We start from the raw sequence: 25,777 nt of genomic DNA on the forward strand, positions 1-25,777 counted from the left end.
CAGGGCAGTAGCCCTTGCTTCTGTTCTTTTGTAAAAGATAACAAAAGTAGTGCACAAAAACTGTAACTTTGGGCGTCTTTGTACTTTAAAGCAAAAAAACTATGAGCGAACCAACCGAACCTATCGCTTTGAACTTCCAAGATACCTCCATTGCTTTTGCTTCCAAGTCCGATGCAGACTTGCGCCGCATGCACTGGCTTTTCGGTATGATGAACTATCCTGCCCTGGTCGATACCGGCACCTTTTTGGTGAAAGCCACTTTGGCATTTCCATTGACCAAGCCTTTGACCCGTTTTATTGTAAAAGAGACCTTGTTTAAGCAGTTTTGCGGCGGCGAAGACATTGAAGACTGCCGGCCGGTGATTGAACAGCTGGCGCGCTATGGCATAGGCACCATTTTGGATTACTCGGTAGAGGGCGAAAAGAGCGAAGAAGGTTTTGAAAAAACCACAGCCGAAGTGCTGCGCACCATCGATTTTGCTGCCGGGCATCCTGCTGTGCCTTTTGCTGTCTTTAAGGTGACAGGCATAGCCCCTTTCGGTTTGCTTGAAAAAGTGAGTGCCAAAGCTTCGCTTTCTGCAACCGAGGAGGCGCAGTGGGTGAAAGTGCAGCAGCGTGTAAGTCGCATCTGTGAAACGGCTTACCGGAAAGGCGTGCGTATTTTTATTGATGCCGAAGAAACGTGGATACAACCGGCCATCGACCATCTTGCCTATGAGATGATGAAGCGTTTCAACCGCGAACAGGCGGTAGTGTACAACACCTATCAGCTGTACCGTCGCGATGGGTTGCAGCTGTTGAAAGAGGCCTTTGCTTGGGCACAAGAGCAAGGCGTGTATTTGGGAGCCAAATTGGTGCGGGGCGCTTACATGGAAAAAGAGCGCGAGCGTGCCGAAGAAATGGGATATCCTGACCCCATACAGCCCAACAAGCAAAAATGCGATGAAGACTACAACGCAGCCCTGCTTTTTTGCCTCGAACGTTTGGACAAAATAGCTTTTTGTGCCGGCACGCACAACGAACAAAGCTGCCTGTTGCTGGCACAAGCCATGCAAGAAAAAGGCATACCCCCCCAAGATGAACGCATCTATTTTGCACAGCTCTATGGCATGAGCGACCATATTTCATTCAACCTGGCAAAGGCAGGGTACCGCGTGGCTAAGTATGTGCCCTATGGACCGGTAGATGCAGTGGTACCTTATTTGATTCGGCGGGCAGAAGAAAATACCTCTATCAAAGGACAAAGCAACCGCGAATACCGTTTGGTGGAGCAAGAAATAAAACGCCGAAAAAAAGGCTGATATGCTTTGTTTTTCTTTGCAAAAAGATGTAATCTTGAGAAAAACCCTATTCATTATGAAGAAATCGAACTTGAATGCATGGGTACTTGCCTTACTGAGCCTTTGGCTGCTTGCTGCCTGCTCCGGTAAGAAAAACACCCCCTCACATGTAAGCTATTTACCTGCCGATGCCGACTTTGCAGTGGCTATAGACGTGCGTCGTTTGATTAGCAAAAGTTTACAACCCGACGAGTTTTTTAGCGAGAAGAACTTAAAGGAAATGGGGGCTTCCGAAGAAGAAGCCAAGGAAACCTCCCAAAAGTTCGAGCGCATTTTAAACTCCGGCATCGACTACGCCAACACTTTCTACGTCTTTGGAAAAAAAGAGAATGACTTTGTAGGCATAGTGGTGCCTCTGGATGATGCCGGCAAATGGAATAAAAGTATGGAAGACCCCGAGTTTTGGAAAGAGGTCTTCGAAGAAGAGCAACCAATCCCCATCCGGACCAAAGACGATGTGAAGTTTTTTGAAAAAAAAGGCTACACCACAGTGGTGGCTGCATGGAACGACGACGTCCTACTGGTGGGCCTCATGGAAAAGGGCTACTATGAGAAGGAGGATGAAAAAAGCGCTGCTCTGGTGGAAAAGGTTTTGGAGTTGCTGAAATTACCAAAAGAAAAACAACTTATCGAGCAAGAGAAATCTTTTAAAGAAGCGCTTGCCGACGCCGAAGACCTTACTGTATGGGTAAACCTGAATGCCACCTCCGGCTTGGACGCAGTGGATGAAATGGAAGAAGAAGCAAAGCAATACTTAAAAGACGCTTTCTTTTCCATGCAAATTGCCTTTGAAGATGGCTTGATTCGCAGTGATGCCGCTTTTATACCTTCGGAGAAAACACGCGAAGAGATGCAGCTTTATTACAATGTGCACATCAATAAGGCGGTAAGCAAAATACCTTACAAAAAGCCGTTGGCGCTGTTAAGCTTTGCCATTTCGGAGGCAGCCATCAATAAAATCAAGGAAAAACAACTGTTGACAGAGGCAAATAGAGATTTTGACCGGCAGCTGGGAGTTTCGGCCGATGAGTTTATGAGCATGTGGGATGGTCAGTTCTGTATGGCGCTCAATAGCCTTGGTGCCGCGGGCATCCCCGAAATGGCTATATCTATGGGGATACGTGACGAAAAGCTTTACCAGAAAATGGTGGACTACATGCTCTCGAAAGGCATGCTGGTCAAAAAAAACAATGCAGAGGGCGATGTCTATTTGATCGCAGGTGGTATGGCTCACCTGTATAAAGACGAAAACTACCTGCGCCTGGCTATGGGAGCTTCGGAAACCATATGGGAGGCGGCTGCTATACCCGAAGAGTGGGGCGACCAAATGAAAAAGGCTTCGTCTTTTGTGGGAATTCGTGCCGATTTGCTGACCCAGTTGGCGCAGCTGCCTTGGTTCAAGGGGATGAATGCCACCGAAGCAGTGCAGCTGATCAACGAATTGGTTATTTGGAGTCCCGGATATGACGATGGCAAAATAAAAGGACAAGTTTTGCTTTCCTTCCGTGAAGAAGATAAAAACGCCTTGTTGATTCTTATAGATGCCATCAAAGCAGAGGCAAAAAAGAAAGAAAACCGCTACAAGGAAGAGCCAATGGCAAGCGACAAACGGCTGCCTATGGAGTTGGAAGAAGTGGACGAGGAGGACATGGAAGAAGTACCGGTCTTTTAGGCGTTTCCATAATCCACTACCTTGCTTATGAAAATACGTATCGAAGGCCTGCTGCCCGCCCCTTTGAAAGAGCGCCTGCATGGGCGCTCGCAAGTGTGGGGGCAAAGCTATACTTTTGAAAGCGGGCGTTTTTATCAGGTCTATTCGCCCTCCGGGCGTGGAAAATCCACTTTTCTGCATATTCTTTACGGTATCCGCAAAGACTATGAAGGTGCTGTTTTCATAAATGAAAAACCTGTGCAAAGCATGCCGGCGCAAGAATGGGCTGTTTTGCGCCAAAAGCATTTGTCTATTGTCTTTCAGGACCTGCGCTTGCTGCTGCACCTTACTGCATGGGAAAACTTACAGTTGAAAGCGGCACTGCAGCCCATGGATGCAGATAAGATAGTGGCAATGGCAGAATATTTGGGTGTAAAGCACTTGCTGCACCGGCAGGTAGCCTTGCTTTCTTATGGCGAAAGGCAACGCATAGCCATCATTCGTGCACTCATACAGCCCTTTGAAATGCTGCTACTGGATGAGCCTTTCAGCCACCTGGATGAGGAAAATATAAAACTTGCCGGTCAGTTGATTCTAAGCCGCTGCAAGGAGCAAAATGCCGGTTTTATTATGGCTTCGTTAGGCTACGATTATCAAATGACATTTCACGAAAAACTGCTGCTCGGATAAGCTATGACACCTTTATACCCTTCCATTTTGCGGCGCAATATATTGAAGCTGGTCTTTCGTGCTTTTCGAGGGGGGCATGTATGGATAGCAATTATAGGCTATGCCGCGGGGCTGTGTTTGGTTTTGCTGATGCTCCAGCTTTACATGACCATGCAAGAGGTATTTGAGTCCGGAAAAGCAAGCAATTACCTTATCATTACCAAAGAGGTTACTTTATTCAATACGGCTACGGGCATGGCCGGGGGCTTCAGCCAAGAAGAAATTGAAGACCTGCAGGCACAGCCTTTTGTGAAAGAGGTGGGGCCTTTTGAAAGCAACCATTTTGCTGCATGGACTTATGGCAACGAGACCATCCCTTTGCGCACGGAACTGTTTTTCGAAGCAGTGCCCGACCACTTGTTGGATGTGGACCCGCCCGGCTGGAATTGGCGCGAAGGCGATGAGTTTGTGCCGGTGGTGGTGTCGAAAGAGTTTCTCAACCTTTACAATTTTGGCTATGCCCTGGCAAAAGGTTTGCCCCAAATCACCCCCGGCCTGATTGCCATGGCACCCCCTTTGCCTACCAAACTATATGGTCCCCGGGGACAAGTGATAGTGAAAATGAAAGTAGTAGGCTTTTCGGAGCGTATTCCATCTATCTTGGTGCCTATGTCTTTTATGCGTTGGGCAAACGAACGATTGGCAGGCATAACTGCCGGAGAAAACCCGCCGGCACGGCTATTGGTGCGAGTAACCAACAGCGGTGACCCCCTTTTGCTTGACTACTTGAAACAAAAAAGGTGGGAAGTCAATCGCAGTCAGCTACAAGCGGGGCGTCTGGGGGCGTTGGCAGTGGTGGCCATGTCTGCCATTGGCTTTGTGGGTATTGCCTTTATGGTGTTGGCATTCCTTGTGTTTGTCCTGACTTTCCGTTCCATTCTCTTGGAAAAGCGCACCGAGGTGGAATTGCTGTTGCTGCTGGGTTATGAGCAACGATTTATTGAAAGGCATTTTGTGCGTGAGTTTGCCCGCATGCTGCTGCTGGTGCTTTTGCTTGTGGCTGCCGGTTTGGCTGCCGGTGGTTATTTCTTTGCCCGGCGAATGGAAACATATGCTTTCGACATAGACACGGTTTTGCATCCCTTAGTGCCTTTGGTTGCTTTGCTTTTGATAGGCTTCACCTTGTTACTCAATGCATGGGCTTTGCGCCGTACCATTCACAAAATGAATGTTTAAGTGAGATGGAAGGCAGGCAAAGCCTGCTATCTTTCAAAAAAACGCTGCAGATGCATTCTTTCAAACATCAAACAAAAGCGCAACGGCTCATATCATTTCGAACAAGGTGCAAGCGGAACTTGTCATTTCGAACGGAGCGAAGCGGAGTGAGAAATCTCTTCGAACCAAACGCAACAAGAAAAAAGAGATTTATCGTTACGCTCGAAATGACAGGGGGGAAGGCTCGAAATGACAAGAAGAAGTGCCCGGAATGACAAAAAAGAATGCGCTTGAAAAGAAGTGCCTTCTCAACCAGATGCCAAAAGAGAAAGGCACTTCCTTGCCACAGTTTGTTTTTTTAAGCTGCCTTAGTTTGGCACTCACCACCAATCAAGAGGCCACTTCTTTGGTTTGGGATACTTTCTCAAGTATTACAATCAAGGCAATGCCGGCTATGCAACAAGCCAAGGCAATACCCGGTTGAGCTTCTTGACCGCTTAGTTGTTCATAGCTTGCCGGCAACACATTGCGTGTAAGCACGGGCACGCCCTTGGCATTGGTGCTGATGACTTCTTTCCAAGGCCATATTTTATTGAGTGAGCCCAGCATAAAACCGGACAAAGTAGCCATCGTGACCGAAGGGAAGCGATGCAACAAGTAAGACAGCAGGCGCACGAAGGAAAGCAGCCCCACGACGCAGCCGGCAGCAAACGTAAGCATCACTTCAAAACGCAATGCTTTCAGCGATTCCAGAATGAATGCATACTTGCCCAGCAAAACCAAAATGAAACTACCTGAAATGCCGGGCAGTATCATGGCGCAAATAGCAATGGCGCCCGACAAAAACACAAACCATAAGGCTTCCGGTGTTTCGGCCGGCATGGCTGCCGTGAGCCAATAAGCCACAACAGTGCCTGCCATAAAAGCCAACACGCTACCGGCATTCCATTGCTTTACCTCTTTGCTTACCAGCCACACCGAGGCCACAATTAAACCAAAGAAGAAAGACCAGATGGCAATGGGGTAGTGCTGCAAAAGATAAGTGATGAGGCGGGCCAAAGAAAACAGGGCGGTGCCAATGCCTGTCAGCAAAGGCAGCAGAAACCCACCATTGATTTTGTACCAAAAATCCCTAAATCGGAAACGCAGGAGCAAGGCCAATGCTTCCCCGTCAATACTTTTGAGGGTGTCTATCAATTCTGTATAGATACCGGCAATCAAAGCGACAGTGCCGCCCGATACGCCCGGTACCACGTCGGCACTGCCCATTGCCAAGCCTTTCAGCCACAAAATAAAGGCTTTGCGATATTCTTTCATTGATTTTTATTCTTTGGGTAGAAAAAAGTCGAAGGTGTCGCCACGTAAGCCCAAGCGTATGGTTTCCAACGGAATGATTTCCTGCGGAGCTATATTCCCTAAGTTTACATTCGGGCCAATCAACTTGATAAACCACACCTGCTGCGCTTTTTGTGGCGCTTCCCAAATGATTTTTTCATAGGGGATGGAGTGAAGAATTTCTTTCACCAAGCCTTCGCGCACCTCGCCCGAAGAGCGGAACAAGCCTACATTTCCTGCTTCGCGTGCTTCGCCTATGACCTTCCATGCACCGGCAGAGAGCTCAGCCTGCATCAGCTCTATCCACATGTAGGGCGGCATGATTTTGGAAGCATCTTTGGAGCCTACTTCCGAAAGCACCGTCACTTGCTGTGCCAGCCGGCGGATATACTCACACTTTTGGTCATGGGGCATTTCTATGGAGCCATCCGATACTTCGGCAAAGGTCATCTTGTATTTATCCAGCACACGCAGATAGTCTTCGAACTGGTTGCGCACAACAAAAGCTTCGAAGAGGGTGCCGCCAAAGTAAACAGGAATGCCGGCACTCCGGTACACTTCCAGTTTTTTATCTAAGTTGGGGGTTACATAAGAAGTAGCCCATCCCAGCTTGACCACGTCTATATAATCGCCCGCTACGTCGAGCACATCTTCTACCTGGCGTATGCTCATGCCTTTGTCCATCATCATGGTAAGCCCTACTTCGCGGGGCTTTTGCGTGCGTTCAGGAATGTGTTTCAGTGTGTAATTCATAGCCACTATGGGTTTAAAAAATGAGACATTTTAAGGTGTTATTCCCATTCGATAGTTGCAGGGGGTTTGGAGCTGATGTCGTAAACGACCCGGTTGACTCCTTTTACCCGGTTGATGATTGTATTGGATATGTCAGCAAGCAGTTCGTAGGGGAGATGTACCCAGTCGGCTGTCATGCCGTCGGTGCTGTGCACTGCCCGCAGGGCTACTACTTGCTCATAGGTGCGTTCGTCGCCCATGACGCCTACCGAGTGAATGGGCAATAAGATAGCGCCGGCTTGCCATATTTTATCGTACCACCCGCTTTGGCGTAGTGCTTGAATGTAAATGTCGTCGGCTTCTTGTAAGATGCGCACTTTTTCGGGGGTTACTTCGCCCAAAATGCGGATGCCCAAGCCCGGTCCGGGGAAAGGATGCCGCCCGATGATGGCTTTGGGCAAGCCCAAGGCATAGCCTACTTCGCGCACTTCGTCTTTGAAAAGACTACGCAGGGGCTCTACTACCTTGAGTTTCATGCGCTCGGGTAAGCCCCCCACGTTGTGGTGTGACTTGATGGTAACCGAAGGACCATTGACCGATACCGACTCAATGACATCGGGGTAGATGGTGCCCTGTCCCAGCCATTTCACATCTTGTATTTTATGGGCTTCATCGTCAAACACTTCAATGAAAGTGCGTCCAATGGCTTTACGCTTGTCTTCGGGGTCAGTAAGGCCACGCAAAGCATCATAGAAGCGTTGCTTGGCATCCACGCCTTTGATATTGAGCCCTAAGCCACGATAAGCTTCCAGTACCTGCTCGAATTCGTTCTTGCGCAACAATCCGTTATCTACAAAAATACAATACAGATTGCTGCCTATGGCGCGGTGTAAAAGCATGGCTGCCACGGAGGAATCGACACCGCCGGAAAGAGCCATCACTACTTTATCGTTGCCCAGCTGCTCTTTCAGGCTCTTTACAGTCTGCTCTATGAACGAATCCGGTGTCCAGCTTTGGCTGCAGCCGCATATGTTTACCACAAAGTTGTGCAGCAATTGTTTGCCTTCCAGCGAGTGGGTTACTTCCGGGTGGAACTGAATGCCGTAGGTCTTTTCGCCTTCGATTTCATAGGCAGCAACAGGAATATTTTCTGTGTGTGCCAATATGCGGAAGTGCCCGGGTAACTGCAGAATGCTGTCGGCATGCGACATCCATACTTGCGAAGCGGCAGACATACCCTCGAACAGCGGGTGTTGAGGCATGTCTATTTGAAGTGTTGCGCGCCCGTACTCCCTGATTTTGGAAGGTGCCACCTCGCCTCCTTCTTGGTGAGCCATCAATTGGGCACCGTAGCAAATACCCAGTACGGGCACTTTGCCACGCCACTGCTTAACATCTACCATGGGGGCGTTGGGGTCGTTCACCGAAAAGGGGCTTCCCGAAAGGATGATTCCTTTGACCTCTTCGCTAAGCGATACGGGACGGTTGAAGGGCTGAATTTCGCAGTAAACGTGCAACTCGCGCACACGGCGGGCAATTAATTGCGTATATTGAGAACCAAAGTCAAGAATAATGATTTTCTCCATGACGGTGTGCAGCTATAGGGATTTTTGAATGAAGGTTGCGCAAAGATAAGAAGATTTCACACTTTTATACCTGAGCAAAAGCATTGCCTTATGAATGCATGGACTACAAGGAGCCTTCAAAAAGAACTGTTGGATGCCGACAACATTCCGGCGGCGGACTTGTACGATAATTTGCGGGAGCTGGAGACCATCAACCGTTACTTAGGAGGACACAGCGCCACCATTTTTGCACTGAACAAACTACTACAACATGTGCCGGCCGGGCGTCCGCTGACAATTGTGGAGTTGGGCAGCGGTGGGGGCGATAATTTACGTGCCATTGCGCGTTACCTGCGCAAGAAAAAACAACCGGCACAATTGATAGGGGTTGACCTGAAAACCGATGCCGTAGAGTATGCCCGGCAGCAGAGCGTGCACTTCCCGGAAATTGACTACGTAGTGAGTGATTACCGGCTGTTTTCTGCAAAGGAACGCCCCGATATCGTTTACACCTCGCTTTTTTGCCACCATCTGAACGATGAGCAGCTTGTTGAGCTGATGCATTGGTGTCAAAACAATAGCCGCGCCGGTTGGTTTTTTAACGACTTGCACCGCCATCCGTTGGCTTATCATGCCATTCGCTTATTGACCCGGCTGTTTTCACGTTCCTATTTGGTAAAACACGATGCCCCCCTTTCTGTAAAAAGAGGCTTTACGAAAAAAGACTGGGCAAGATTTTTGCTTCAGTTTAAAAAGTATGCACCTGTGTGTGAAGCACAGCTTTACTGGCGCTTTGCTTTTCGGTGGGTGCTTTTGTGTTACAACACCAATTCATATCTTTGAAACTCAATAACAACAAAACCTGCGAATGATATGGCTTTGGAGTCAAAAAATAAGGTTGATCCGGCTTTTAGCCTCTCTTCCATGACCGATGTAATTTTCCTGCTGCTTATTTTCTTCATGCTGACTTCATCGGCAGTAACGCCTACCGGGGTGCCGGTAAGCACCCCCACCAGTAAGAGCGTGAAGATAGAAATGCAAAAGGTAGCGGTAACCATAACCAAAGACTTGCAGTTTTTTGTAAATGGTCAGCCGGTGAAAGACATGGAAGCATTGGAGATGCGCTTGCAGCAATTGCTTTCTACCCAGCCGGAAGGGGAAGGCGTGGTGGTGCTGCATGTAGATAAAGAAGTGCCTACGCAATACTTGGTAGAAGTGGCCGGCATTGCCAATAGCTTGAAAGCACGGGTGTCGATTGCTGCTAAACCCAAATAAAGGAATCGTCTTATCAAGGCAAAAGCATGGTACAGGAAAAAGAACCATTGGAAAAAATAGAAAAATCGAGCAGCCGTACGGCCTTCATCGTATCTTTGGTGATACACACCCTCATCGTACTGCTGTTTTTCTTTATTTATGCGTGGGAGCCGCCCATTCCACCGCCGCCGGAGTATGGCATAGAATTGTCTTACGGCACGGATGAAGAGGGCGAAGGCGAAAATCCACGCTTTGTGCCTACACAAGAAACGCGCAGCGAGCCGGTGTCTGAGGAAAGTGTCGCCGAAAATGAAGCGGTGGAAACTCCCAGCGAGTTGCCTGATGCGGAAGTAAGTGTTCCCGAAGAATCGCCCAAGCCTACCCCTGCGCCCAAACAAAATGAGCCCAAGCCAGTTGATCCGGAACCCCGTCCACAGCCCAACCCCAAAGCCTTATTCAACCCGGATGGCACAGGTACCGGTAAAGGCGAGGAAGGTAAAGAAGGCACCAAGGGACGCAGTGAAGGTACTTTGGACGGCAGAGGCTTGTACGGGGGCGGTGAAGGTGGATTCAGTGTAACCGGTCTGGACGGCTGGCGGCTGAGCTGCGATAACTTGCAAGTCAATGACAATTCGGGCGAAGAAGGTTTTATTACTTTTGAAATCATCATTGATGAAGATGGTTACTTGCAAACCATCACCACGAAGCAGTACAACGTAAGCCCGCGGGTGGTGGCACTGTACAAGAGGGCACTGGAAGAGCAAATCGAAGGGTGCTTGGTACGCAGCTCTACGCGTGTGCCCAGCCGGGCACGTGGTACCATTACTTTCCGTTTGAAGTCAAAGTAGTACCTTTGCACAAAAAACAATCATGAGCAAACGACAAGAATCCATTCAACTGCACATCACCCTGGACGAGCAGAATGTGTGCGAGTCTATCCGTTGGGAAGCTACCCAACAACCTGAAGATGCCCGGCAGGATGCCAAGGCTTTTTCTTTGGCCATATGGGATGGTACCGGCAGTGGTACGCTGAAAATAGACCTGTGGAACAAAGAAATGAACACCATTGAAATGAAGCGTTTCTGCATAGAAACCATGGCGACCCTGGCAGATACCCTGCGTAAAGCCACCGGTGATGAGCTGATGGCCATGGAAATTGAAAACTGCTGCAAACGCTTGGATGCACGTCTGCGTGAGGAAATGCGCTCAATGCAATAGTTGTTACACAAAAAACGGTAATAAAAAAGCCGCCATGCAGGCGGCTTTTTCGTTTCTGACCTATGATTTCTTTGCGGTGCGGCGTGTTTTGCGTTTGGGCTTTTCGACTTCTTCCATTTCTTCTACGTCGGCAAGGATACGCCCACAGTGCTCGCAAACAATGATTTTTTTCTTCTCTTTGATTTCCAGCTGTCTTTGCGGAGGCACTTGGTTGAAGCAGCCGCCACAGGCATCGCGCGCAACCATAACAACAGCCAAGCCATTACCGGCATTTTTGCGCAGCCTTTCATAAGCAGCATACAGCCGTTCTTCGATTTGTTTTACCTGCTTCTCGCGGTTTTTCTTGAGCTTTTTCTCCTCTTCTTCGCTTTCGCTCATGATTTGGTCAAGCTCTTTCTTTTTGTTTTCGAGGTCTATGCTGCGCTCGTCAATGAGCTTTTGCACCTCGGCTATCTCTTCTTTTTTGGCTTTGATTTTTTCAGATAACTCTTTGATTTTCTTGTCGCAAAGCACAATTTCGAGCTCTTCGCTTTCTATTTCGCGGCTGATGGCCTCGTATTCGCGGTTGTTGCGAATATTCATCTGCTGCTCTTTGTATTTCTCTATGCGCTGCTCGCACTCTTTTTTGGTCTGCTTGAGCTCTTTAATTTCTGCTTCCCATTCTTTTATCATGCCTTCGAAGCGCCCGATGCGGGTCTTGTACCCTTCGATTTCGTCTTCGAGGTCTTGCACTTCGTGGGGTAGGTCACCACGCATTTTATAAATTTCGTCCAATTGGGAATCGATTTCCTGGAGCTTCAAAAGCGCTTCTAACTTTTCTGCAACCGTTTTTTCCATCGCTTAAAAGTAATTTATGGGGTTGGTACTGATTTCTGAAATGCAAAGCGCAATATTACGAATTTTTGAGGATAAGTAAGCGTAAATCAACTCTTTTGTGTGTACTTCACTTTCATAATGCCCAATATCGAGCAACATCATTTCGCCCTCGGCATCAAAGAACTCATGATATTTGACATCGGCCGTAATGTAGGCATCGGCGCCTTGCCGGCGGGCTGTATGAATAAGAAATGCCCCGCTGCCGCCACAAACAGCTACCCGGCGAATTTGCGTTTTATGTGTGTGGGTATAGCGAATGACACTGACAGGTAGTTTGTTTTTGACGTATTGAAGGAAATCTACAGGTGGTAAGGCGTTCTCCAGTTCTCCGATGGCGCCACTGCCCACCTCTTGGTTGTAATTTTCCAGACGGTGTACGTAATAAGCCACCTCTTCGTATGGATGCGCGGCGCGCATGGCTGCCAGTACTTGTGCCTGAAGGTGGGCAGGGTAAATGACTTCTATGCGTTCTTCTTCCACCTCTTCCAAGCCGCCGCCGGCTTGACCGATGAAAGGGTTGGCCTGCTCGTTGGGTTGGAAGGTGCCCAGCCCTTTGCTTCGAAAACTACAATTTTTGTAATTGCCTATCTGCCCGGCACCTGCTGCATGCAGCGCTTCTCGCACTTGAAGCGAATGCGAAAGCGGACAAAAGACGACCAATTTTTCCAGAGTGTGGGCTTTTGGCTGCAAAATTCTTACATTCTGTAAGCCCAAACGGGTGGCCAGATTGTGGCTGACACCATAGTAAACATTGTCTAAATTGGTGTGCACTGCGTAAATTGCCACGTTTTTTTGAATGGCTTTGATGACGGTGCGCTCTACGTAGTTGGCACCGGTCAGGCTTTTAAGCCCCTTAAATACAATGGGATGATGGGCAATCACCAAATTGCAGCCTTTTTCTACGGCTTCTTCTATGACTTCTTCGGTGCAGTCAAGTGTAATCAGAACGCCAAGCACTTCCGCTTGCGGATTCCCACAGATAAGCCGTGCATTGTCGTAACTTTCTTGATAAGCAGAAGATGCGAAATCTTCTACAAGCTTGCAGATGTCTGATATCTTCATGTTTTGCATGGTTTTTGGTAAACGTTTCTTACAGTTCACACTATTGCTTTTTCATTCATCGAGAAAATATGTGCCTTTATCTTGTAAAAATGCAATTCATCGAAAATAAAGGTTACAACTTCATAACAAAACTATATTGATTATCAGCAAAACGCAAGTATTTATGAAACTGCTCATGAAACGACTTATACTCAGCACACTACTGTTATGCCTTGCATGGGGCACATGGGCGCAGAAAGGCCCGGGCGGTGTGAGCACTGAAACAGCCGGCAACAGCGACAACAAAATATGGTTGCGTGCCGATGGCATGATCAACGGTGCTATGGGCCAGCCCGACGGCACTGCCGTGCAGAGATGGAATGACATGTCGTTGTCTGCCATCAATAACGATGCCTATCAAAACACTGCCTCACAACGTCCCCAGCTGCGCACCCTGGCAAGCTTGGGCATCAATGGGCGCCCGGTGGTACGCTTCGATGGCGTGAGCCAATCTTTACGCTTCAGCACTACCAACGATCTCAACAATGCAGGGCCCTATCAAGAGCGTACTATATTTGTGGTGTTCCGTACCGGCGCCAATGTGACTACCCGCCAAATGATTTTTGAAGAAGGGGGAAATGTGCGGGGATTAAATATATACATTGAAAACGGGCGAGTGTATGCCGGTGCTTACAATAAAGTGGCTTCTGACGGACCCTATGATGCATGGCCTTGGATAGGGGTGAATGCGCCTATATCTGCCAATACTACCTATGTGCTCACCTTGATTTACGATGCACGGAACGCAGGCCCTGATCCCAACAACCCGGCGACCTACACCGGTACGTTTAGCCTGTACCTGAACGGTAACTTGCAGGGAACCGCTACCGGCTTGGGTTGGTTGTATCGCCATCCCGGTAACCCCGGACTGGGTGCTGTGGTAGGGCAAACGGTGCTTAGCAACAATATGGCAGATACGCAGCCGGCATACTTTGGTGGCGATATTGCGGAGTTTATTCATTACGAGCGTGTGGTGAATGAAAGCGAGCGTATCATCGTAGAAAACTATTTGGGAGCTAAATACGTAGCCAACCCCATTGTGAATGACTACTATGCTTATCAAGTGTATTATGGGGCTGATGTAGTAGGGGTAGGGCGGTATGCCGCCGGTGATGAGCATACTTTAAGCCAAGGCTTAAATCCTTTTATCATTTCTGTAAACAGTGCCAATTTAAGTGATGGTGAGTATCTGTTGACCGGGCACGACGGCAAACCTTTGAATTGGACTGCTGCCGGTGCTCCCGAAGAAGGCGACAATATTCAAATATTGGAGCGCAGCTGGCAATTTGATCATTATGGCGATGTAGGACCCGTGACCATCCGGGTAGAGGCCTCGATGTTGCCTGCTTTGCCGCCGGGCTATACTTCCTATGCCGTGGTGCTGGATAAAAGCGGCGGTGCGGTACCCTCTTACACCAATACCGCCACTACCGAAGTGGTAGAGCTGGCGGATGTAGGCGGGGGGTTTTATGAAGCTACGGTCAATATCCCCAAGGGTACTTTCATGACACTGGCGGCTTTCATTCCTACTGCGCGTTTTGTGTACCCCTCTTCGGCAGTGCTGGAGGGCGATGCGGGCACTACGCCTGCTGCCATTGCCGTGCGCTTGAATGCGCAAACGGCAGTAGCCCGCTCGGTAAATTATGCGGCAACGGGGGGAACGGCTACCAACGGAGGGGTTGATTATGACCTGCCGGCGGGTACGCTGAACTTCCCGGCCGGCACGCAAGAGCTGTCTATCAACTTCACCGTGACCGGCGATGTGGCAGTGGAAGGCAACGAAGATGTAATAGTAGGCTTGAACACACCTTCGGCAGGCTTGCAAATATCAGCACTTCGTCCTGCGCATACCTTTTACATTTACGACAATGACACGCCGCCGCGCTTCCGTTTCGATGTGGCAAGTGCCACTGTCAATGAAAATGTAGGGACTGCCACAGTGCGTATCTTGCGGACAGGGGACAACTCCACTGCCGAATCGGTAGGTTATCGTTTGCGCATAGCCGGTGGGAGCGGTACTGCTACCAATGGCAGCGATTATACTTTTACGGCAGGTACTGTTAACTTTGCCGTGGGACAAAATTTCTTCGACATATCTATTCCCATTACTGACGACAACGAGTACGAAGCCGACGAAACCATTATTTTGGAGCTTCATAGCGGAACAATTGGCTTCGATACACCTTTTGAGCATACCTTGACCATCCAAGACAACGATCCACAGCCGGCAGTAAGCTTTCAGCTGCCTACCCAAAGCAATGATGAAAGTGTAGGGGCACCGGTTATTAACGTGGTGATGGACCGTCCCTCGGCATTTACGACTACCGTGCAATATGCCATCATCTCGGGCACTGCCACCAATGGCTTCGACTATTCTTTGGCAGCTACCGGAACCGTTACTTTTACGCCGGGCACGACCGTAGCACCATTATCTATTGTAACCTTCATTTATGACGATGTCATTCCCGAAGCAAATGAAAACTTTGTCATAGAGCTGCAGAGCGTGACTACCGGCAATGCGGTAATTGACCCCTCTCAACGTTTTCACAATTATGTAATTATTGACAACGACCCCTTCGGTTGGCAAGCCTCGGCAGGCGTGGGCATGCTTCCTTACAACGTATTTTGGTTCAAGGCCGATGCTCTCACCGGCTTTGCCCATAATGCAACGGTGGATACTTGGACCGATGCTTCGCCCAATGCCAACGACGCAACACAGGCAAATACTGCCAACCGTGCCCGGATTCAAAGCACTGCCAACACCTTGAACGGCTTCCCGGTCATGCGCTTTGATGGTAATGACTTTTATTTGTTGGCAGATGATGCCGAAATCAATCAGCCTTCGCCCTATCATGAAAAGAAAGCACTGTTTTTGGTGGTGCGCACGGGGGCAGATGTCAATACCCGTCAGGTAGTTTATGAAGAAGGCGGTACTACCCGGGGACTGAACGTGTACATAGAAAACGGAAGTGTCTATTTCCATGCGTGGAATGACGCCGACGATGACGGGAGCGTTACGACCCCTTGGGGCGGCAGCACAGGTACCAAATATGTAACTGCTCCCATTACCGCCAATACTGCCTATGTGCTTAGCTTTACTTACAACCATTCCGACGGTGCTGACGGCAATATTTCGGCGTATGTGAACGGAACTGCCATAGGCACCGCTACCGGCGTGGGACGTCTTTTTGCCCATAATGCCGCGGTGCTGGGCGGGGTGGACAGCGATACACGCTTCCATGACAACTCCACCGCAGCTTCCGGCAACTACTTTACCGGTGATATTGCCGAAGTGATTTATTACAATGACAAGGATATTCATGAGGCGCGGCGCATCATTGTTGAAAATTACCTGGCTGGCAAATATGGCATTGCCCTGAGTGCCAACGCTATTTATACTTACTCGGCAACCCATGCCTATCATATTGCCGGCATAGGACAGGGCAGCAGCAGTGAGGCCGTGCATATAGATGCGCAGGGCGAGAATCGCTTCCGTATTCGTAATGCCGATGACTTGCAAAACAATGAATACCTCTTTATTGGCGATGACAACGTGCCGGTAGTGAACAATACGGAACGTGTGGATGTGCCCTTCGGTGCTTTTAGCCGCCTGAAGCGAACCTGGCGCGTGGCAGAGCAAGGCGAGGTGGGCAGCGTACAGTTTATCATGGATGCCAATGGCATTGTGGTTACGGATGCTTCTCATTTGCGCCTTTATATCGATACCGATAAGGACGGGCAGTTTAGTGATGAGTTTACTTTCTTCCCTGCTTCTTCTTATGATAGCGGCAACCAACTGGTGTATTTCGACAATGTGGATTTCAACGACGGGGATATATTCACTTTGGTGTCTATGAGCAGCTTCTCGCCTCTGCCGGTAGAGTTTAAAGACTTTGTAGCAGAAGCAGAAGGGCAGGACGTGAAGCTCTATTGGACGACCGCCCAAGAGTTGAATGCCGCTTACTATGAAATAGAGCGCTCGCAAGACCTGCTTGTTTTTGAGACCATAGGAAGGGTGAAGGCCGCCGGTAATACTCAAAGCCTGCAAGCCTATAACTGGACAGACAAGCAAGTGCAGCCCGGTACCTGGTATTACCGCATCAAGCAGGTAGATGCAGACGGGCAGGCGGCATGGAGCGAGGTGCGTAGCGTCTTGGTATCCGGAGCACAACAGAGTATACGCCCGGTTGTGTTTCCCAACCCGACTATGGGCAGCGTGCATATAGAAGGCGTAAAAGCACAAGCAGAGCTGTTGCTGTTTGATACACAAGGCAGGTTGCTAATGCAGAAAACAGTCACCGGTAACGACATGCTTGACCTGTCTGAGCTGCCCCGGGGCGTGTATGTGCTGCGCATCACGGATGGACAGGAAAACCAAACACTGCGCCTTGTAAAGCAGTAAAAGAGCATTGGAAAAGCAACCATTTTGCGAGGGTTTGCCTCAATCGAAATAGGTAAAACCCTCGTTTTTGTTTATTTTCGTTTTCCATTGGTTAAGTTAAATATCAAACAATATGAGTTTCGAAGTAAAAGGAAAATTGATTTTTATTGGTGAGGTGCAAACCAGACAGGGGCGCAATGGCGAATGGCGCAAGCGCGAGTTTGTTATAGAAACACAAGATGCTTACCCAAAACAAATTTGTTTTTTGCTCTGGAATGACAAAGTGGATTTGTTGGATAGCTGCGAGCTGAATGATCTGGTGCAAGTGCGTTTTCAAGTGGCTTCGCGCGAGTACAACGGGCGATGGTACACCGACGCAACTGCTTATGCCCTGCAACGGCGAAGCTTGCAAGAGCAGGACTACGTGCCTGCCGCAGAGCAAGAAGACTACCCCACAGGCGCTGCTTTTACTGATGACAGCGAGGAAGAATTGCCCTTTTAAAAACGCTTTGCGCCTCAATGCTTCTATGCCGGGAGTAAACGATTGCTTCCGGCATTTTTATTTGAGGTTATTTTATTTTCTTTCAATGGATTGCAATACAAACTAAACCCTCATCTTTACCGTTATCATATAATGAACCCTCATAGTCTTTTTCTCCTGGCAAGCTTCTTGTCCCTTCTTCTGCTGATAGCATTTTTAGCCGGCTTGGCTCGCTATAGAACTCTGCAGCGAACGGTAGCACGCTTGCGCAAAGAAAAAGAAAGCTTTATTCACCGGCACGATGAGCTGTTGTATTTGAGTGATGGATATGAAGAGGTGTATGCCGGCATGCAGTACCGTTTGCGTAGTATCTTAATAGAGATGAAAGCACTGGCGCAAATCATGAAGCAGCACTACCGCATGTCGCCTCTTGGTTTTGATAGCGAATATTTTTCACTTTTGGAGCGCTCTATTGCCGAATGTCAAAAGATATTGGATGACGCCCGGCACGATGGAGATTACTTAATCAAAGAGTTTTCTTCGGACCACCACTTGGCACTGCTCGACTTAGTGGCTTACATGCAAAAGCATGCGTCCCGTATGCGCCGGCACAAAACCGGTATTCAGGTGATTGTGGATGTGCTGCCTTCACCTAAAGCGCATTTGCATGTGCTGGTAGATAAGTATTTTTTAGACAAGGTGATGCACAATTTGACAGGGCATATCCTTCAGTCTGTATCTGAAAGACAGACCGTCCACATTACGCTGACGGACAAGGAGCCGGAGGAACTGGTAGAAGTGAAATTAGCGGTTTTGGGCGCCAAACCTGCCCGCAATGGCAAAGGGAAGCGGCTGTTTTCATCAGATAACGAATCAGAGCTGTATGCGGCGCATTATTACATCATGGCTTTGTGTGGAAAGGTATATTATTCGGAAAACAGTGACAAAGAGCTGGCCTTCTTTTTTGAACTCCCCAAGGCACCCGGCAGCGAAAAAATAAAGATGATGACCGCCTTGGCTTCTTTTTAGCGCTTATTGTATGGATGAAAAGAAATGACTTATTTCGCATGTCCATCAAAACATAAGCAACTATGAAAAAAGTATGGTTACTGTTAACGTGCTTGTGGAGCACAGCTGCCATGGCGCAAATCAGTCAAGGTACTATTCTGGCAGGCGGTAGCTTCGGCATCAACTTCGGTAAGGAGTACAGCGAAGTGCGTAGCGGCAATACGCTGGTACGTACCGAGCAGAAGTTTACCGAGATCAACTTCAATCCTTCGGTGGGTATGTTTGTATCCGATGAAATAGCCCTCGGTTTGGCTATGGATATTTTCACACGCAGTGTGGAAGGTGATCACGAATACACCACCGTAGGTGTGGGACCGTTCGCCCGCTTTTACTTGCCTATGAACCTTTTCTTTGAAGGATATGTGGGCTATGCAAGCCAAAAATTTGGCAAAAACACCACTTATAACGGTTTGGGATACTCTTTGGGAGCCGGCTTTGCTTTCTTTGTAAACAACCACGTGGCCATTGAGCCGGCGTTGCGTTTCCGCGGTTATGCCCTGTCGAATGCCGATGACAAAGACCTTAAGCAGGGAAGAAACGGCTTGCTTATAGGCGTTGGCTTGCAGACCTACTTTTAATTGTCAAGCGTAGGCACATGTCTTGCCACATATAGAACCTCTTATATCAAAAAGGGCACCTCTTTTACGGGGTGCCCTTTTTTGACGTGTGCCGCCCGGCTTTATAAAATGTATTGACTCAAATCGCGGTTCTTGATAAGCCCCTGCAGGCGCTCGTTGACCATGTCGGCAGTAACCATCACCTTGGCATAAGGTGGAATTTTGTCCGGTATGTCAAATAAAAAGTCATTGAGCAGTTGGGTCATGACTGTCTGCAGGCGTCTGGCCCCTATATTTTCCATTTCGTTGTTGATTTCATAGGCAATCTCGGCAATGCGGCGCAGAGCTTCGTCTTGAAAATGCAGCTCTACCTGTTCGGCAGCAAAGAGGGCTTCGTATTGTTTGGTAAGTGCATTTTTGGGCTCTTTTAAAATACGGTAAAAATCTTCTTGAGTCAGGTTTTCCAACTCTACACGAATAGGGAAGCGCCCTTGCAATTCGGGAATCAGGTCGGAAGGCTTGGATAGATGGAAGGCACCGGCTGCAATGAACAGAATATGGTCGGTTTTTACAGGTCCGTATTTGGTGGCCACCGTAGAGCCTTCTACTATGGGCAGCAGGTCGCGCTGCACGCCCTCGCGGCTGACGTCCGGTCCTCGTTCACTGCCTCTGGAAGCCACTTTGTCTATTTCATCTATAAAGATGATGCCGGCTTCTTCGGCACGTCGCCGGGCTTCCTCTTTCACCTCGTCCATGTCGATAAGCTTGGATGACTCCTCTTCAAAAAGAAGCTTGCGGGCTTCGGCTATGGTCAGCTTGCGGCGCTTGCTTTTTTTGGGCATCATGCTGCCCAGCATTTCTTGCAAGCTCTGGAGGGTTTGCTCGTCGATGCCGGGTCCCATGACGCCCACATTGGCACTTGCCGGTTGTGATACGGTAATCTCTATTTTTTTGTCGTCGAGTTCGCCGCGGCGCAGCCGTTCGCGAAAGAGTTCGCGTGTTTTTTGATTCAGCTCCCGGTCTTCGGAAGAAGCGCCCGAGCGTAGTGGGGGAATCAGGGCATCCAAGATGATTTCCTCGACTGCCGCCATGGCTTTGGCTTTCACCTCTTCCTGCTTTTGTGCTTTCACCATATTGACAGCCTGCTCCACCAAATCGCGCACCATGCTTTCCACATCACGCCCCACGTAACCTACTTCCGTAAACTTGGAAGCTTCTACTTTCACGAAAGGGGCGTTGGCCAAGCGGGCAAGGCGCCGGGCTATCTCTGTTTTGCCCACACCGGTGGGTCCAATCATCAAAATATTGTTGGGCATGATTTCGCCCTGAATCTCGGCGGGGGCATGCATGCGGCGCCAACGGTTGCGCAAAGCAATGGCTACATGCTTCTTGGCTTCTTTCTGTCCAATAATATACTTATCCAGTTCGGCTACAATTTGATGAGGGGTAGGGAAATTGTTTTCGTTCATTATCATGGGTACTTCATTCATAGTTTGAAAGCTTCAACAAATACAAAGATACACTTTTCAAAGAGCATTAACACAGTGGGGCTGGCATGAAATATACAAAGTAGATGAGCACGGCATAAAGAAGCGGCCGGCCGGGCGAGGCAATGTGCCATTGCCAATAATACCGGGTGCCGGGCAGGAGGGGCATGCCGGCTTGTATGCTGTAGCAGGGACCACTTAAAGGGTGTTTCAACAACAAAGCGCCATCAGCGGTTTCTTCCACCAAATAAAGCAAGTGCTGCTGGGCATCGAACAGCTGCCCGTCTGTCAGGTGCCCTTTGACTACATGGCTGCGTGCCACATATACCTGTTTACCGTCCCATCGCCCCAAGCAGCTGCCATCTTGCACGCGGTAAAATACATATTCGTCTTGGTGTTTCTCTATGTAAACGATGGGGGTGTTTTGATTGTAGATGGTGACGAGTGGTACACTGTTTTGAGCAGCAGCCGTGAATGCCACACAGACAATCAGCAGGTTGCCGGCAAGGTGTTTTCCAAATATTAAAGGCATATGCTTCAATTAAATTTCCTTAATTTAAGGAAAACGAACGAACCGCTCAAACTATTATGCATAGAATTCTGCGCTTGTGTTGCTTGCTGACTGTACATTTACTGGCTGCTCAGCCCGATACCACTTATTTGACAATGCGGGTACAGCAACTGATGCAGGAGGCACAGGTGGAAGGAGTATCGCTGGCGTTGCTTATAGACGGAAAAACCTATTGGGTGAAAAGCTTCGGTTGGGCCAATGCAAGAACCAAGCAGTCCTTGACCGATACGACTGTGATGGAAGCCGCCTCTTTGAGCAAGCCCGTAGCCGGATATATCGCTTTGCGCCTGGCACAAGAGGGTATTTTAGACCTTGACAAGCCATTGGCAGACTACCTGTCGCCGGCAGAACTGCAGGCATTCGCAGGGGGAACTGTTACTGATAGGCGTTGGTATCTTATCACAGCCAAGCATGTACTTAGCCACTCTTCGGGTTTGCCCAATGGGCGCTACGGTAAGCTGACCATTGCTTTTTCACCGGGTAGCGACCTCTCATATTCCGGACAAGGATTTGCTTTTTTACAAAAAGTATGTGAAAAACTAACGGGCGACGACTTTGAAACGCTTGCCGGAAGATACGTCTTTGAGCCCTTGGGGATGTCACGGAGCAGTTTTGTGTTTCGTAGCCGCTTTTTGGGCAATGCCGCCTGTGGCCATTGGAAAAACGGTTATCCGTCACATATGCGGCGCCATGCCGAAGCAGGTGCCCATCATAGTTTGCTTACGACTGCGGCCGATTATGCGCGTTTCTTGGAAGAAATGCTGAAGCCCCGGTATTTGAAGCCGGAATGGCATGCACTGATGCTTCGCCCGCACAGCAGTGCACGCACCGGGGCACTGAAGTCTCTTGAGTGGGGCTTGGGCGTGGGCGTCTATGATTGGCAAGGCATGCCCGTATTTTGGCATTGGGGCGACTACGGCAATTATAAAAACTACATGATGGGCGTGCCCGCAAAAGGGTGGGGCATGGTCGTATTGGTGAATTCGGAAAAGGGTTTTCGTATCATAGAAAGCATTTTGCGGGCAAGTTTTCCGGTTGAGCCTTTGCCCTTGCATGTTTTGGGCTATGAGTCCTATGATTCGCCTTACAAAACGCTGCTTGCTGCCTGGAAGCAAGGGCAGCTGAATTTCGTTATGGAGCAACTCAACCGGCTGAAGACCATGCGAAAGGCAGAGTTGCTGCCTTCCGACTTTACGCGTTTGGCGCTTTTCTGTTGGAAAAACGGGCGGCACGATATGGTGGAGATGATTTTGAAGCTGGCTTTGTTGTTTTACGAACAGCAGCCGGCTGCTTTGGAGCTGATAGGCGACGCCTACATGCAAATCAATCAAAAAGAGCGTGCCTTGGCATGCTACAAGGCGGCTTTTCGCATCCTGCCTTATCATCCGGCCTTGAAAGCAAAGATAGAAGCTGCTGCCACACCATAAGCCGGAGCGGCCGGGAGGTTTTTATTTCTTCTTGTTTTTGAAAGGGTTCAGCTTTTGCAGCGTATGAAAGAAGAAGTCTTCGCCCCGTCGCACAAAAGCGGGTGCAAGGGGGCGCCAGCCCACCTTAAACGAAAACCACAGTTGCGAAGTGTTGCCCGATATGTTGTCGTCGATGCGGAAACCATCGTTAAAAACCTGTCCCTGCAGGGCGATGTACCATTGTGGGCGGTTGTAGGAAAACGAAGCGCCTAAGTCGCTATAAAGGCTTATTTGATTGGCCGCCTGCCATTGGCTGCTTTGCATGAGGTAGTAGCGCATAGGCTGCAGGGCAAGGCCGAGGTTGAGCAGGAGTGAGAGTTGAAAGTGTTGATACACGAAAGTGTGGGCATAGCCGCCGCCCATGCCCAGGTAAAGGCGCTGAATCTCTTGCAGTCCGCCATTTTCACCGAAATTACTGCGTATGGGATCCGGTACCATGGAAGAGTCGCCCCGTAAGCGCGAGAGGTTGAATGCCCCGCTGAGCAGCCATGAGCCGGCACTGCGCAATTGCCGTTCGGTGTAGATATAAGCCGCTTTATAAGAAAAGCGTTCAGGCGAGAAAATATAGCTGCCTTTGAGGGTGAGGCTGCCGGCAGTCAGGTCGGCTTGTTTGTAATAGGCATAAGGCGGCATGTAGTCGGGCGAGTTTAAATCTACCATGCCACGATAGCGGCGCCAGCTGCCCAGCAGGGCTATTTTGGGTTTATTGAAAGCCACTGTCAGATTGGAATAGTCGGTGTTGCCGTAGTTACGGGCATTAAACTCGGAAAGGGGGAGCTTGAAGCCTACGCCTATGGTAAGGCTACGATAAGAAAAGCGAAAGCCGTGGACGCCCGCAACGTTGGGGGTCCAGCGTACCAGGTAATTGCCGTTGTTAGCGCTGCTTTTCAGCTCAAAGCTATAGCCGCGGTTGTCTATAAAATACTCTACCATCATGCGGTTGACGTCGCGCTCAATGTATTGAGTATCCACCGGAAACACCTTACGGTGACAGTGGTGGGTGTCGGCCGGGGCAGCATCTTGGGCATGCCCTTGGTTTGCCATGATTGCGAATAAAAAAACTATGACGGCGAAAACGTTTCTTTCTCCCATGCCGGTGCTTCTACTTTGATATCCTTGACTCTCAGCTGCAGGCTTTTGTTGCCCCTGTATTCGTTTTGTTCCAGGTGATAGCAAATATAAAAAGATTGTCCGGGTGTTAGTTGTGATGCCCATTCGCCCATGCGAAAGGCGATGGCGTCAAAGACGGCCGAAGTGTCTTCTTTAACGCGCAATTTCAGGTGGCTGCCCTCTTGCCCGACGGTACGCGCCGGTTCGGCCAATTGCACACGGCTGACCAAAAGCGGTTGTTCATTGCCCGGTCCGAAGGGTGCCAGCTCGCTGATAATGCGCTCGGTGCTTTGGTCTAAATCGGCCAGCGATACAAAAGCATCTACTTCGAGCGTGGGTTCCGGTTCTACTTGCCTGAGCTGTTGGCGTGCCACCTGCTCAAAACGTTCCCTGAAAGCAGCAATTTTATCCAAGCTAAGGGTTAAGCCGGCCGCATGGGCATGCCCCCCGTAGCTTTCAAGCAAATCGCTGCATGCATCTATGGCACGGTATAAGTCAAAGCCTGCGATGGAGCGTGCCGAGCCGGTCGCTTTACCATTCGATTCGGTCAGTATCACCGTGGGGCGATAAACCTGCTCTATGCAGCGCGAAGCTACGATGCCGATAATGCCTTTGTGCCAATGCTTGTGAAAGAGCACATGGCTCTCATAACCTTGCTTGCGCAGCTTTTCAATCATCTGCAGGGCTTCGGCAGTGATTTTTTCATCCAGTTGTTTACGCTCTTGGTTCAGGCGGTGAATATATAGCGCCTTGTCGTAGGCATCGGCAGGGTCATCGCTTATAAGCAGCTCAATAGCCAGCTGTGCGTGTTCCAGCCTTCCGGCAGCATTGATGCGCGGACCGGCACCAAAAACCAAGTCGCTGATGCTGTAATCGCGGTCTATGGCAAAGCCGGCTACTTGCAAGAGCTCTTTGATGCCCGGCAGCGGACTTTTTTTGAGCTTTTTCAAACCAAAGTAAGCCAAAGTCCTGTTTTCGCCTTGAATAGGCACAATATCGCAGGCTATACTAAGCGCCACCAAGTCCAAGCCTGCATACAAATGCCGCTCATCTATGCGATAGGCCTGTGCATAGCCTTGCATGAGTTTGAAGGCTACACCACAGCCCGACAGCTCTTTGTAGGGGTAAGGGCAGTCGGTGCGTTTGGGGTTCAGCGTGGCTTTGGCACCGGGCAGGCGCTCGCCGGGCAAGTGGTGGTCGCACACTATCACGTCGATACCTTTTTTGCGGGCATATTCTATGGCTTTAAAGTCTTTGATGCCACAATCGAGCGTAATCATCAGCTTACAGCCATGGGCAATGGCATAGTCCACACCTTGAATGGAAACACCATAGCCTTCTATGTGCCGGTTGGGGGTGTAGTAGTACAGTGCCGGGTGAAGAGGCTTCAAAAAACGGTACATCATGGCGGTGGCCGTGGTGCCATCTACATCATAGTCGCCATAAAGCAAAATGGGTTCCTGTTGCTGTATGGCCCAATGCAGGCGCTCCACGGCGGTGTACATGTCCCGCATCAGAAAAGGGTCGTGCAGGTCGCTGAGTTTGGGACGGCAGAAAGCGCGGGCTTGTTCCGCAGTGTTTATGCCCCTTTGGGCAAAAAGTAAGGCAGGCAGCCGTTTGAGGTGCAGTTGCCGCATGACCGCTTGCAGCTGCCGGGCAGAAGGTTGTGGTTTGAGTATCCACTGCATGATTGCTATTTT

The 25,777-nt window shown here is 49.4% G+C and carries 22 protein-coding genes; 13 read left to right on the forward strand and 9 right to left on the reverse strand.

Going from position 1 to position 25,777, the window contains the following annotated elements; translation table 11 throughout:
- Window positions 1–101: 101 nt before the first annotated feature.
- The 4 genes from K384_RS08885 to K384_RS08900 are packed head-to-tail and all read left to right on the forward strand — an operon-like array spanning window position 102 to window position 4,896.
- A complete protein-coding gene (locus tag K384_RS08885; protein WP_038031517.1) occupies window positions 102–1,301 on the forward strand; it encodes a proline dehydrogenase family protein in 1,200 nt (399 codons plus the stop codon).
- A 55-nt stretch (window positions 1,302–1,356) separates the two neighbouring features.
- Entirely contained in the window at window positions 1,357–3,012 is a 1,656-nt protein-coding gene (locus tag K384_RS08890; RefSeq protein ID WP_169737641.1) for a DUF4836 family protein, read from the forward strand.
- Between the two features lie 27 nt (window positions 3,013–3,039).
- Window positions 3,040–3,681 (forward strand): ATP-binding cassette domain-containing protein, encoded by a 642-nt coding sequence (locus K384_RS08895; RefSeq protein WP_038031521.1) that lies wholly within the window; start codon window positions 3,040–3,042, stop codon window positions 3,679–3,681.
- Between the two features lie 3 nt (window positions 3,682–3,684).
- Window positions 3,685–4,896: an FtsX-like permease family protein gene (locus tag K384_RS08900; protein ID WP_038031524.1), complete on the forward strand. Its 1,212-nt coding sequence runs from the start codon at window positions 3,685–3,687 to the stop codon at window positions 4,894–4,896.
- A gap of 369 nt (window positions 4,897–5,265) precedes the next feature.
- Here the strand turns inward: K384_RS08900 and K384_RS08910 are convergent, their stop codons facing one another.
- Genes K384_RS08910 through guaA form a run of 3 tightly spaced genes read right to left on the reverse strand, consistent with a single transcriptional unit; the run spans window position 5,266 to window position 8,528 of the window.
- Window positions 5,266–6,192, reverse strand: a complete 927-nt coding sequence (locus K384_RS08910) for a DUF368 domain-containing protein (RefSeq protein ID WP_038031527.1) — start codon at window positions 6,190–6,192, stop codon at window positions 5,266–5,268.
- 6 nt (window positions 6,193–6,198) lie between these two features.
- The gene (locus tag K384_RS08915) at window positions 6,199–6,963 is read right to left on the reverse strand and encodes a phosphosulfolactate synthase (RefSeq protein WP_038031529.1); all 765 of its coding nucleotides are present in this window, start codon (window positions 6,961–6,963) and stop codon (window positions 6,199–6,201) included.
- Between the two features lie 38 nt (window positions 6,964–7,001).
- Window positions 7,002–8,528, reverse strand: a complete 1,527-nt coding sequence (guaA, locus tag K384_RS08920) for a glutamine-hydrolyzing GMP synthase (RefSeq protein WP_038031531.1) — start codon at window positions 8,526–8,528, stop codon at window positions 7,002–7,004.
- A 90-nt stretch (window positions 8,529–8,618) separates the two neighbouring features.
- Here guaA and K384_RS08925 point away from each other — a divergent pair, with 90 nt between their 5' ends.
- From K384_RS08925 to gldC, 4 genes are read left to right on the forward strand one after another with little or no spacing between them, the layout of a single operon-like run.
- Window positions 8,619–9,350: a methyltransferase domain-containing protein gene (locus tag K384_RS08925; RefSeq protein WP_038031533.1), complete on the forward strand. Its 732-nt coding sequence runs from the start codon at window positions 8,619–8,621 to the stop codon at window positions 9,348–9,350.
- A 30-nt stretch (window positions 9,351–9,380) separates the two neighbouring features.
- Window positions 9,381–9,782 carry an ExbD/TolR family protein gene (locus K384_RS08930; protein WP_038031534.1) on the forward strand — a complete coding sequence of 134 codons (402 nt, stop codon included), beginning with the start codon at window positions 9,381–9,383 and terminating at the stop codon, window positions 9,780–9,782.
- Window positions 9,783–9,808: 26 nt separating this feature from the next.
- Window positions 9,809–10,609, forward strand: a complete 801-nt coding sequence (locus K384_RS08935) for a hypothetical protein (RefSeq protein WP_038031535.1) — start codon at window positions 9,809–9,811, stop codon at window positions 10,607–10,609.
- 22 nt (window positions 10,610–10,631) lie between these two features.
- Window positions 10,632–10,979 carry a gliding motility protein GldC gene (gene gldC / locus K384_RS08940; RefSeq protein WP_038031537.1) on the forward strand — a complete coding sequence of 116 codons (348 nt, stop codon included), beginning with the start codon at window positions 10,632–10,634 and terminating at the stop codon, window positions 10,977–10,979.
- Between the two features lie 60 nt (window positions 10,980–11,039).
- Here gldC and K384_RS08945 read toward each other — a convergent pair whose 3' ends face one another.
- Complete coding sequence (locus tag K384_RS08945; protein ID WP_038031539.1) at window positions 11,040–11,816, reverse strand: zinc ribbon domain-containing protein; 777 nt, start codon at window positions 11,814–11,816, stop codon at window positions 11,040–11,042.
- A 3-nt stretch (window positions 11,817–11,819) separates the two neighbouring features.
- Window positions 11,820–12,917 (reverse strand): Nif3-like dinuclear metal center hexameric protein, encoded by a 1,098-nt coding sequence (locus tag K384_RS08950; RefSeq protein WP_038031611.1) that lies wholly within the window; start codon window positions 12,915–12,917, stop codon window positions 11,820–11,822.
- 163 nt (window positions 12,918–13,080) lie between these two features.
- On the opposite strand from K384_RS08950, the gene K384_RS08955 reads away from it, so the two are divergent.
- The 4 genes from K384_RS08955 to K384_RS08970 all read left to right on the forward strand — a co-directional run bounded on the left by K384_RS08955 (window position 13,081) and on the right by K384_RS08970 (window position 19,464).
- A complete protein-coding gene (locus K384_RS08955) occupies window positions 13,081–17,358 on the forward strand; it encodes a Calx-beta domain-containing protein (RefSeq protein WP_038031540.1) in 4,278 nt (1,425 codons plus the stop codon).
- 112 nt (window positions 17,359–17,470) lie between these two features.
- Window positions 17,471–17,839, forward strand: a complete 369-nt coding sequence (locus K384_RS08960; protein WP_038031541.1) for a DUF3127 domain-containing protein — start codon at window positions 17,471–17,473, stop codon at window positions 17,837–17,839.
- A gap of 204 nt (window positions 17,840–18,043) precedes the next feature.
- Window positions 18,044–18,847, forward strand: coding sequence for a hypothetical protein (locus K384_RS08965; RefSeq protein ID WP_157630112.1), 804 nt, complete (start codon window positions 18,044–18,046; stop codon window positions 18,845–18,847).
- Window positions 18,848–18,909: 62 nt separating this feature from the next.
- Complete coding sequence (locus tag K384_RS08970) at window positions 18,910–19,464, forward strand: outer membrane beta-barrel protein (protein WP_038031545.1); 555 nt, start codon at window positions 18,910–18,912, stop codon at window positions 19,462–19,464.
- Window positions 19,465–19,565: 101 nt separating this feature from the next.
- On the opposite strand, the gene hslU is transcribed toward K384_RS08970, so the two are convergent.
- Window positions 19,566–20,933 (reverse strand): ATP-dependent protease ATPase subunit HslU, encoded by a 1,368-nt coding sequence (gene hslU / locus K384_RS08975; RefSeq protein ID WP_288007410.1) that lies wholly within the window; start codon window positions 20,931–20,933, stop codon window positions 19,566–19,568.
- Between the two features lie 46 nt (window positions 20,934–20,979).
- A complete protein-coding gene (locus K384_RS08980) occupies window positions 20,980–21,462 on the reverse strand; it encodes a hypothetical protein (RefSeq protein ID WP_038031547.1) in 483 nt (160 codons plus the stop codon).
- Between the two features lie 56 nt (window positions 21,463–21,518).
- Here K384_RS08980 and K384_RS08985 point away from each other — a divergent pair, with 56 nt between their 5' ends.
- Window positions 21,519–22,928: a serine hydrolase domain-containing protein gene (locus tag K384_RS08985; RefSeq protein WP_038031549.1), complete on the forward strand. Its 1,410-nt coding sequence runs from the start codon at window positions 21,519–21,521 to the stop codon at window positions 22,926–22,928.
- A 21-nt stretch (window positions 22,929–22,949) separates the two neighbouring features.
- Here K384_RS08985 and K384_RS08990 read toward each other — a convergent pair whose 3' ends face one another.
- Together K384_RS08990 and recJ are read right to left on the reverse strand one after the other, a co-directional pair.
- On the reverse strand, window positions 22,950–24,059 hold the full coding sequence (locus tag K384_RS08990; protein ID WP_169737642.1) for a DUF4421 family protein: 1,110 nt from the start codon (window positions 24,057–24,059) through the stop codon (window positions 22,950–22,952).
- Window positions 24,029–25,765: a single-stranded-DNA-specific exonuclease RecJ gene (recJ, locus tag K384_RS08995; RefSeq protein ID WP_051633276.1), complete on the reverse strand. Its 1,737-nt coding sequence runs from the start codon at window positions 25,763–25,765 to the stop codon at window positions 24,029–24,031. Before recJ ends, K384_RS08990 begins: the two co-directional genes overlap by 31 nt.
- Window positions 25,766–25,777 lie beyond the last annotated feature (12 nt).

It is taken from the genome of Thermonema rossianum DSM 10300, from assembly GCF_000426825.1.
Classification (GTDB): Bacteria; Bacteroidota; Bacteroidia; order Cytophagales; family Thermonemataceae; genus Thermonema; species Thermonema rossianum.